This window comes from Syntrophorhabdaceae bacterium, from assembly GCA_028713955.1.
Lineage (GTDB): Bacteria > Desulfobacterota > Syntrophorhabdia > Syntrophorhabdales > Syntrophorhabdaceae > UBA5609.
Window position 1 is genome coordinate 1 of record JAQTNJ010000111.1, and the last position, 10,089, is coordinate 10,089.

Genomic DNA, 10,089 nt, shown 5'->3' on the forward strand with positions numbered 1-10,089 from the left:
AAGGGGAAGATACCGAAACCGATGTTACTCCCCGATACGGTATGGATCAATAGGCCGGTATTAAAGAGTGATGGGAAGATACACTAAATGTTTTGCAAAAGTGTCTCATTTTCATTGACATGTTCCGCAGGATCTCATTAGAAATTGTTGTTATCCATTTCCGATTAAAAGGGCTTATGTATGTCAAAATCGACATATGATCGCTTTCAGGAAGAAGCTCACGGCTATTTCTTGCACCTACAAGTCTTCGCGAACTTGTCATTATTGAGACCAAAGATTACTGAAGGAACCAATTTTATTTTTCCGTCCCGCCATGCACCTAGAATTTGATATGGCGGTCCGCTGAAAAATACGCCGGAAATAAAGACGTTCGTATCGAGGATTACTTTCACTTACGGCCTCGCGACTGAGCAATTGCTTTATAGACATCAGATCGTTTCAAGCCAGCTTCCTTCGCCTGCTTACGGGCCCGCGAAATCAATTTGTCAAATTCCTTAATAGACGGTTGGGATATGGCTTTGAATATTACTACATCTTTCTCTCCTACGACTATAAATTGCGATCCGGCCTTCAAGTCGAGTCGTTTGCGTATATCCTCAGGGATAACAACTTGTCCCTTAGAGGACATTTTTGTGGTTGCTAGATTTGCCATATTAACCCTCCTAAACATGTTCTTACTGGTAAGATTTTAATGCAAGCAATTTGATTTTGCAAGCGCTACATTCCACCGGCAACACAAAAGAGTTGAATATGAGGAAGTGGTCATGGTAGAAGACTGAGGATATTGCACCGCTCCCGAGTGAATTATCTTGAAAAATAGCACATTAGAAGCCGGATAGGCCTACTCCATGGACTCCCATATTGAGGAAATCAAAGCGCGCCTTGTAGAAATTGAGAAAGAGAGGGGCCTTCTCCTTAAAGAGTTGGATTACATATCGGCAGCTGATTCATCACCGGCCGTCCTCCTCGGTGTTCCTTCATGCCAAAAACCGCCGATCACTATTGGAGAGCGTATTGCTCTTTTTCTGAGACTTTTTCGCTGTCGTGACGATATCTTTCCCAAGCTGTGGGAAAACAAGAAAAAAGGGATAGCGGGCTACTCCCCGGCCTGCAATGCCGAATGGCTACGGGGTATTTGCGGCAAACCCAGCGTCAAGTGCAGGGAGTGCCCGAACCGTGCGTACGTGCCTTTCGATGAATCTGTAGTCCTCAACCACCTTCGTGGCATAATTACTATCGGAACCTACACCATCCGAGAAGACGACACATGCATATTTATAGCCGCTGATTTTGATAAAGAACGCTGGGATGCTGATGCGATCGCTTATAAAACCGCAGCACGGGACATGGGTATTGAAGTGTGTATTGAGCGATCCCGATCAGGGAAAGGTAGCCATGCCTGGATATTCTTTTCTGAACCCATAGCTGCCCGCATTGCCCGGCAGTTGGGAACGCTCATCCTTACCCGTGCGATGACGCGACGGCACCACATCGGGTTTGAGAGTTATGACAGGTTCTTTCCCAGTCAAGACACAATGCCTAAGGGGGGTTTCGGGAATCTCATCGCCCTGCCTCTGCAGAAAACTCCCTCAGAAGACGGTAACAGCCTTTTTATTGACGATAATCTAACACCATACGCCGACCAATGGCGTTATCTGAGTGGCGTCAGACTATTGTCCGGAGCGGACATCACAACCGTTCTGCAAACGCACTTCAGCTCCCCGAAGTTAAAGGAAACTACAGAACCGACCAGCCCGGACATTATTGACGCGGAAGCATCGATCCTTGGGAAAGATAAGGAAATAAAAGGTTCTTATCAAGGGATTGCCCGTTTCTACTACTCGCGTCATCTTGAAATAGACATCCAAGGGTTGCCGTCAAGTCTGATCGTTGCCTTCAAACGTACTGCGACTTTTGCAAACCCAAAATTTTTTGAGCTCCAGCGTATGCGTTTCTCGACTTGGAATACTCCTCGTTACATCTGTTCGGCGGGGTTGTCTAATGACGGGAACAAGATGATACTCCCCCGCGGCCTACTCGCACGATGTATGGAAATCAGCGAACTGGCCGGAGCGGAAGTACAAATGATCGATCTTCGCTCTTCCACGAAACGGATCCTAGTCACGTTCACGGGCACACTCATGCCTTCTCAAAAAACCGCCCTCAGAGACCTCATGTTCCAGGATTCCGGTGTCCTTGTTGCCCCGCCGGGGGCGGGAAAGACTGTAATTGCATGTGCGGCCATTGGAAAACGAAAACTTCCGACCCTTATCCTTGTCCATCGCAAACAGCTTGCCGATCAGTGGAAGAAGCGGCTTCACGAATTTACCGATCTCACGAAGGATCAAATCGGGGTTTTTAGCCCTGACAAGCAGAAGCGAAAAGGCCTTGTCGATATCGCCATGATCCAGACCCTTGCCCGTGACCATAACTCAGAGAGTCCGATAATCGGTTATGGTCATATAATCGTTGACGAGTGCCACCATGTGCCAGCTATATCCTTCGAGTCCGTACTGAAAAGGATCGAGGCGCATCATTTCCTCGGGCTCACGGCGACCCCGTACCGTAAGGATGGACTGGAAAGGATCATCACTATGCAGTGTGGCCCCATTCTTCATGTTATGAATGAGACAAAAGCACAATCACTTATCGAAAGGCGGGTAATCGTGCGGGAGACGAAGTTCAGGGTGGAAAGCAACGAGAATCCTCAACCTGCTCTCCATGAAATATGGCAGGCCCTGGTGTCCGATAAAGAACGTCTCAAGCTGGTCGCATCGGATGTTGTTTCCGCGCTCAATGAAGGAAGATTTCCACTCGTTCTTTCCGATCGGAAGGACCATCTCGAATCTCTGCTTACGGAAATTATTTCCATGTTGGGCAAAAGTCAAACTGCTGGATACCTTATAACCAGTGAAACAGGCAAGCGTATAAGAATCCGGATCATGGAAGATATCAGGACAGCACACCAGCGGGGAAAATATCCTTTCCTTCTCTCAACCGGTTCCCTTATCGGCGAGGGATTCGACTTGCCAGAGCTCTCCGCTTTGGTCCTTGCCATGCCCCTTTCCTTTAAAGGCCGCCTTGTACAGTACGCCGGAAGGCTCCATCGTGAAAGCAGCGGAAAAAAGGATGTGGTGATCTACGATTATGCAGATGTCCACATCAATCTCTGCATCACCATGTTCAGGAAAAGGATGGTCACTTATCGGAAGATGGGTTACAACATAGACATCCCACTCGAGTCTCGCCTAAAAGATTTGTTGAGCCGGAAAAAGTGAGCAAAGCCTGACTCACCATAACGATTTTAAGAACCGTCTCTGGAGGTAAACAAATTCTCCACAAAAGGTTTCAATCAATCCTTGTTTTACTGGAATTGCCGTTTGATCTGCCGGTAAGCCCCGCCCCGGTGGTGAACCGGGTGCGGATCTCTGATGGCAGGCCTCGAGCCCTAAGGCCATTGCCAGATGAGACTTCCCCTTATGTGAAGCTTCACATAAGGGGAAAAACCCACCTCTCCGTTGCCTTGGGGGTGAAGGCACTGGAGGCGGGCCACACGGTGCTCTTTCTTACCCTTGAGTCGATGATCACCCGCTTAACGAGGGCGAGGATGGGGAACCGGGTGGAGAGGCAGCTCATCCAGTTCGTCTCCCCGAAGGTCCTCATCATCGACGAGATGGGGTATCTCCCCATGAACCGGGAGGAGGCGGGGCTCTTCTTCAGGCTTTTGACCCGCAGGTACGAGAAGGCGTCGACGATCATCACCTCCAACAAGAGCTTCGTGGACTGGGGGGAGATCTTCAACGACCAGGTGCTGGCGACGGCGATCCTTGACCGGCTCCTCCACCACTGCACTACCCTCAACATCAAGGGGGAGAGCTACCGGCTGAAGGAGAAGAGGAGGGCGGGACTCTTCGTGTCGGTCCTCCCCCGAAGAAGACGGAAGGAAAAAACGAGGACGATGAGACCAAAGACGATGTATTATAAAACCGCTGAAAAGTGGACATTTTATTCCGGCGAAAAGTGGACAAAACAAAGACGGCTCCGATCAGGGTGGCCGGGTTGAATCATAATACGTGGCCGACTTCATCGGAATACGCAAGGTGAGGACATGCTGTTTCTAAACTATATTGAACCTCCTTTTAGTTTTTGCGATGGTGATACTATGTCTTCTTTTCTATTTTCGGCATTACTTTTTTAGAAAAATGTTTCATTATTTTTTCGCTATAGAGTGCTTCTGGCAAATCGTACCCTGACTCTTTGAAAAAAACTACAGAACGGATGTAGTCCTCAATAAATTGTACTTGATTTTGATATTTGATTATTTCAAGAATTTGATCTCCATGGCAATTACGCAATTTTTTTCCGCTTCCACAAGGGCAATCGTGGTGACCCCTATAATTATTTTCAGCCAATATTTTCAGCAACCCAAGCGTAGAGATATCAGAGTTAGTGTGAAAAATGTGCTTATAGGATTCGAGAATACCTTGGCCACCGTGCGCATGTTCACCATATGGCATTCTTCCGTACTTTTCATAATAACAAAATGAATATAGAAACGGGATAATCTGCTCTCTGGTAAATGCAAGTAATGTTGGATTCTTTTTAAACTTCATTCGAATTTCCAAAGGCGTACCCAAGCATAGAGATTTATCTGAATATTTATGGAAACCTTCGGGAATACGCCCCCCAGTTTCAAAAACAACCGGAGGGTCTGATGGATAATTCTCTGGAATCAGAAGCTCCATTTCGAAGGCGTCATCGATTGTAATCTGCCCATCTTGAACACTAAATTTCAATTTTCCCCGCACATATGACGGGCCGTCTTTGTTAATATATAGATTTAAACCTTCATAGGCTTGAACCAACTCATTATAATGCTCCTGAAGGATTGTTGATAATCTATTTTCCACACATTCCCCATGGACGGTTTGGATTTTTTATCTGGTAATGAGAATCCTTGTCATCACTCAAAATTAATATTTTGGGTGATGAAGCCTGTGCAATTTTAGAGGCTGCACTTTCAACATAATGCGCTCCTAAAAACTTCAATGAGTTGCCGATATCCTTCAGGCTTACTTGGTTTATAACCTCTAGAAGGTCATGTTTTACCCAGGACACCCATTGAAAGAATGCACGAGCCATTTTATGGTCATTCTCATGCCAACGATCTGCGAAGTTTTCTGCGGGATTAACTGGATTGGGAATATACCACCTTCCATCTGTCTTTTTTTCTATAAGACGCAATTCCAGTATGCTTTCATGCAAAGTTTGATTAGGCACAAGCAACTTAGAATGTGCATCCAATTTTTCGATTATATTTTTCAAAGTCGAGTAAACATCGGCCTCATTTCTATAAAGCCTTGCAGACAAGGTCGTGATAATTATCGAAACAGGTTTGGCATCTTCCAATGCATGCCCTAAAAATCTTGTGTCCCTATGCCGTTTGAGGATCTGAATTGCGCTTTGCAGCGGAGTCTTTACTAATTGATCAGGAACATCTTCAACGCTGGCAAATATTTTGCGGTTGCTCTCAAAAACTTTCTGCCTTACCGCTTCGGCAATTCTTGTGAACATTGGTTTTTTTATAGCATCAAACCATTCTGCGAAACCCCTCGGATTGCTCGATCGCCAAGAATATGTTCCTTTATACCTATCTTTATGTGTTATAGCAATCGCAAGTTTTGCAGTGTCTCTTAAAACACTCGCTCTTATAAGTGCGTCTGTTATATTGAGGTCTTCGGGGATTGATGGAAGTATATCTATATGAAAACCTATACCGTCTTCTTCAGCATATTGTAAAGTCCAGCATCTCCGACCTTCTGAGTCCATCATCTTCTTATAAGTAATATTTGCCATCAACCTATTGCCGACAAGCGATTTAATTTTTTGAGGATTTGTCTGATCTTTTCGAATTTGCAACTCGCACACCAGATCAATATCATAATCAGATTCTTCCCCATTCTTCAGCGGTCTTACCACTGTTCCCAACCGAAACGAGCCTTGGGGGTAAATCAAAGGCTTTCCGCTGCTGCCTTCGTAATTGCCTTCTTCCAGCCATTTACCCACAGCGGCATACCGATCTACTGCTTGCTGATATTTACTCGGCGGAATATCCAGTTCCTCAGCAAGGTTGCCGAGAAACTCATTATATTGTTCGATGATGTTTGCCATTACTGTTACCTCCTTTAAACATATTTTGGTGTAAAATCTGGTGCTTTGTGATCTATGAATAACTCGCGAATCTTTGGCGTAGATATCCTGCTTTCGTGAGCAGCCTTCGCAAGGAGATCTTCTTCAGACAGCTTATCTAGCTTAAAAAGTCCGTCAGGTACAACTGGATCTATGCGTATAATCTGTTCCTTTCCCAAAAGATGCTGTGCTTGTGTGTACGCTCCAATACTTTGACCACGCAGGACGACGTCGATTCCATCATTTTTCCACTGCCATATTCCGCCATGGTCAAGTTTCTTGCGCCGATTTTTGATCTCACTTGTTGTTCCTAAACTTAGAATGCGTATGTTATCGAGAGACATATTTAATTTACTAACAGCCTCAACTATACCAACCATTGTTGGATTGTTGGCCCACACCCCACCGTCTATCAAACGGATATTATCAACCCCGCTGAAAACTGGTAAATATGTGGGTGCAGCGCTTGTAGCCATAGCCACTTTCCATATAGGCACTTTGTAATCGCGTTTAAGATCCTCATGATGGGGTGTTTTAAATAAATAAACATTGTCTTCGCCGATGTTATACGAGGGAATAACAAGACGCTTCCTGCTTTCTGCTAGCCTTTTTTTGCCAAAACATTCCTTCAGGGCATGTTCTAGTTCAAACGGATTGTACTTATTTCGATATAGTTGTCTGATTCCATACATTCGTTTGTTGGGGAAAATCTTTGGGCCCTTGCTGATATAAAATTGCATGATCTCCCGGGGTGTCATTCCTATCCCCAGACCTAATGCAATAATTCCCCCCGTAGACGTGCCGACAATAAGGTCAAAGTGATCCGAAATTTTTACGTCAAAATCTTCTTCCAAGTGTGCAAGAACAGCAGCAGAAAAAAGTCCTTTAATTCCTCCACCGTCAAGAGATAAAATTTGGAATCTCATCAATCACCTCTTCTTGAAGTTTAAGCCTCTCATTCCCCGCTCAGATTTATCAGGAGAGGGTTACCCCTCTCCATAAGTACTATTTTTCTTTCCTAACCCCTTTAAACGGTTTCCCGTCTTGTTTCTGATCCATGAATCTTCCGGTGTCCGAATCCCTTTTGACCCATCGATCATTTTTGTCGTTGAAGGTCTGGCTTCTGTCCTTTACCTGACCATGCCTATGACCATCATCGTAAGGTCTGTTCTTGGCCATTAATATCCACCGCCTTTTAGGAAGCTGTTTTTATCTTGACAAAAAAGATGAGGTTTTATATCATGCAGGCACTTAGAATCTTAATTATCAAGATCCCCATCCTTTCCATGATGGGAACCCCCAATATGTTTCGCGGACATTATTGGGGGTTTTAATTTTTGTTATTGCTTTCGCATAATCACCTCGTTTTGAGCATTCATTCGTCCTACACTACAATAAAAAACCCAAAGGTCTATAGAGGCCCTTGGGCGATATCTGCTCAGTATGGCCTCCATACGCTAACTCATAAACCCTCCCTAGATATAGTATACTTCCTAAATATCCACACTACATCTAGTATAATTTTAATAGTAAAATCAGATATTGTCAAGGATTTTTTAAATAAATATATAAAATTATCAATTACTTGCTTCTATCCAACCATCCAATACATTCTTTTCGTCAGCTACTGTAAGACCGCTGTATTTACTTTGAACTTTGACATTCGTGGTAATTCTGTACCATTTCATTATACTTTTTTATCATATCCTCCAGGACCATTCTCTTTGCCTTCACTTCAGCCAAAAGGTTGTTGTGCACGTTTGCCTTTTCGTTATAAACTGCAATCTTTATGCGCCTGTCTTGCATGGCCTGCTTGTCATTGCTTGCCGTCCTTTTATCCGCTTCTATGCTTTCTTTTTCAATATCAAGCTGTTGTTTCATATCAGCAAGGACGCTATTAAGATTGCTTATCTCGGCTTTTTTAACTTCTATTTCATTCCTTAATTCTTTTGATGGGGGGTTACATACCCTGGGCTGGAGTTGAGTTGTTACCGGAGGTGATTGAAGCCCGAAGACCTGCACCGCTATAAATGTATTTTGGCCCTGCATTGTACCTTCTGCAACGGCAACGCCTATTTCTTGAATATCCCGGGAAAGCATGTTTTTCCTGTGTCCGGGGCTTTGCAGCCAACCATCTATAATTTTCTGGTTATTCAGGAACCTTCCGCTTGCTATGTTTTCTGCAATAACTTTGTAGCGGTATCCAGCTCTTTGTGCAACATCGGAAGCCCCTTCACCGGTTGTGGATACATGTCCGAAATATTGTTTTTCAAACATGTCCCTGACCCTTTCTTCAGCAATGTCGTTAAGCAGCTGGTTCTCGGCCAGTTGCTGCAAACCGTTTTGTACGCGCGTACTGTTTGTTAATCGAATGATATCTTCCTTTGTGAGGGCTTCCTGCAGCGGATGTTTAGGTTCTGTTAATGGTCCCTTCCCTTGAACACTTGGCACGCTGCCTGCTGTTACAGGGATTTTGTAAGGTGCACGTGCACGATACAATCTACTGACCAGCAAGAGGGTTGATGCTGCAATCAGGAAAAGGACAATAAATTTTACAAAAGGTTTTTTGTATACAGGTACGTCTGACAAATAATGTGATAAGGGATACCAATAGCCATTACCGTATCGAATAAACGTATCCCTGTCGATAACGCCATCTTCATGTTTTTTAAGTATCTCCTGTCTTGTAAACGGACCACGCATGAATTCTTGCCGGCCACTCTGTTTTTTATAATACCATTGCCTATCGTTCGCAGTATTCTTTTCCAATGGTCCCCCTTGGAATATTGTTACCTTATGTTATTCAGTTGGATCTATAGTGAGAAGAGGGCCATCATGTATGATGGTGTAGCGTAGAACCTCTGCACTGATAGTGGGTTTTCCAACCGGCTGTCAAGGGCTGGCCCCGACTACTCTCTTCTCATGGTTTATAGCCTTGATCATATTCTCTCGGACTAATTCTTGCTTCATCAAGACATTTTTTAAATTCATCATCATTCAAAATCTCGTCAGAAACATCATAGTAATCCAGCTTTATATCAATTGCATTAACGATTGTGTCAATTTCTGGGAATTTTAGGTCATTTTCCAAAAAGTCTTCTATGATTTTACAAACTATTTTAGATTTTTCCTTTTCGGAGCATTCTCTGTCATTGAAGCTTTTAAACAATATACGATTGCGTGCAAATAGCGCTTCAGGTAACTGGCGAGTAGTTTGAATTTCTTTGTTAAGGTAACTTGCTAATCCTTCCTTACTTTGACTTAAAACTTTCATCAAAGCTCCATTAGGGCCATCTTTCTTTTTCAAGGACTCCATGAAATCCTCTTTTTTCTTGTTGATCAGTTCCGCCAATATTTTCTTGTTCTCAATTGATATTAAATACCCATGACGGCCCGTATCAATAGTCCTTTCCGCTATCAGCTTAAGTATCGCCTTTTCGAATCCGGTAAATTCAGGTATCTTCTTAATATCTTCGGATGAAAAGACCTGCCAGCTGCGCTTAAGGTGCTTGTTGGATTCAGGGAACAGCTTATTGAAAGGCCTCAGGTCCAAGGTCTTATTCTTGACCTGAACACCTCGTATTTGATATTTCAATAGCTTGTATAGATTGCGATAGAAATTGACCTTTCTCAGTTTAGCAGGGTCAACGGGAGGATTTTTTTCCAAGGCTACAATGGTTTGATTGAGGCTCTGTTCTGTAACAATCTTTTTAATTTCTTGGATTGTCACAGTGGGAAAATTAGTAACATTCTTCGGTAAATTTGGCTCAGCTTCTCCCTCTGTGCCAATATAAGTGAGACACTTTCTACCCAATAGTTTAGACTCTAAGGGCGGGAAGGAGAAAGCAAATGAAAGATAAAGATTCAATGACAGCAGAACTCAGGAAATCAGATATCAGA

General features: G+C 43.8%; 8 protein-coding genes and 1 pseudogene. 2 read left to right on the forward strand and 7 right to left on the reverse strand.

The window, feature by feature from the left end; all coding sequences use genetic code 11:
• Positions 1-388: 388 nt before the first annotated feature.
• Positions 389-652, reverse strand: coding sequence for a hypothetical protein (locus tag PHU49_10175; GenBank protein MDD5244373.1), 264 nt, complete (start codon positions 650-652; stop codon positions 389-391).
• A gap of 196 nt (positions 653-848) precedes the next feature.
• On the opposite strand from PHU49_10175, the gene PHU49_10180 reads away from it, so the two are divergent.
• Both PHU49_10180 and PHU49_10185 read left to right on the forward strand, forming a co-directional pair.
• Positions 849-3,278 carry a DEAD/DEAH box helicase family protein gene (locus tag PHU49_10180; protein ID MDD5244374.1) on the forward strand — a complete coding sequence of 810 codons (2,430 nt, stop codon included), beginning with the start codon at positions 849-851 and terminating at the stop codon, positions 3,276-3,278.
• A 221-nt stretch (positions 3,279-3,499) separates the two neighbouring features.
• Positions 3,500-3,910, forward strand: a pseudogene (locus tag PHU49_10185) (ATP-binding protein).
• A 250-nt stretch (positions 3,911-4,160) separates the two neighbouring features.
• Here PHU49_10185 and PHU49_10190 read toward each other — a convergent pair.
• The 6 genes from PHU49_10190 to PHU49_10215 all read right to left on the reverse strand — a co-directional run bounded on the left by PHU49_10190 (position 4,161) and on the right by PHU49_10215 (position 10,003).
• Positions 4,161-4,910, reverse strand: a complete 750-nt coding sequence (locus tag PHU49_10190; protein ID MDD5244375.1) for an SEC-C domain-containing protein — start codon at positions 4,908-4,910, stop codon at positions 4,161-4,163.
• Entirely contained in the window at positions 4,900-6,171 is a 1,272-nt protein-coding gene (locus tag PHU49_10195) for a nucleotidyltransferase (GenBank protein ID MDD5244376.1), read from the reverse strand. The genes PHU49_10190 and PHU49_10195 overlap by 11 nt, the downstream gene beginning before the upstream one ends.
• A gap of 14 nt (positions 6,172-6,185) precedes the next feature.
• Complete coding sequence (locus tag PHU49_10200; GenBank protein MDD5244377.1) at positions 6,186-7,115, reverse strand: CBASS cGAMP-activated phospholipase; 930 nt, start codon at positions 7,113-7,115, stop codon at positions 6,186-6,188.
• Between the two features lie 79 nt (positions 7,116-7,194).
• On the reverse strand, positions 7,195-7,368 hold the full coding sequence (locus tag PHU49_10205) for a hypothetical protein (protein ID MDD5244378.1): 174 nt from the start codon (positions 7,366-7,368) through the stop codon (positions 7,195-7,197).
• A 465-nt stretch (positions 7,369-7,833) separates the two neighbouring features.
• Positions 7,834-8,958: a CAP domain-containing protein gene (locus tag PHU49_10210; protein MDD5244379.1), complete on the reverse strand. Its 1,125-nt coding sequence runs from the start codon at positions 8,956-8,958 to the stop codon at positions 7,834-7,836.
• Between the two features lie 151 nt (positions 8,959-9,109).
• A complete protein-coding gene (locus PHU49_10215; GenBank protein MDD5244380.1) occupies positions 9,110-10,003 on the reverse strand; it encodes a hypothetical protein in 894 nt (297 codons plus the stop codon).
• Positions 10,004-10,089: the final 86 nt, after the last annotated feature.

Excerpts from the sequence above, each read along its gene's own strand:
- PHU49_10175 (MDD5244373.1), bottom strand. The coding sequence starts at position 652 with ATGGCAAATCTAGCAACCACAAAAATGTCCTCTAAGGGACAAGTTGTT.
- PHU49_10180 (MDD5244374.1), top strand. The coding sequence starts at position 849 with ATGGACTCCCATATTGAGGAAATCAAAGCGCGCCTTGTAGAAATTGAG.
- PHU49_10195 (MDD5244376.1), bottom strand. The coding sequence starts at position 6,171 with ATGGCAAACATCATCGAACAATATAATGAGTTTCTCGGCAACCTTGCT.
- PHU49_10200 (MDD5244377.1), bottom strand. The coding sequence starts at position 7,115 with ATGAGATTCCAAATTTTATCTCTTGACGGTGGAGGAATTAAAGGACTT.
- PHU49_10205 (MDD5244378.1), bottom strand. The coding sequence starts at position 7,368 with ATGGCCAAGAACAGACCTTACGATGATGGTCATAGGCATGGTCAGGTA.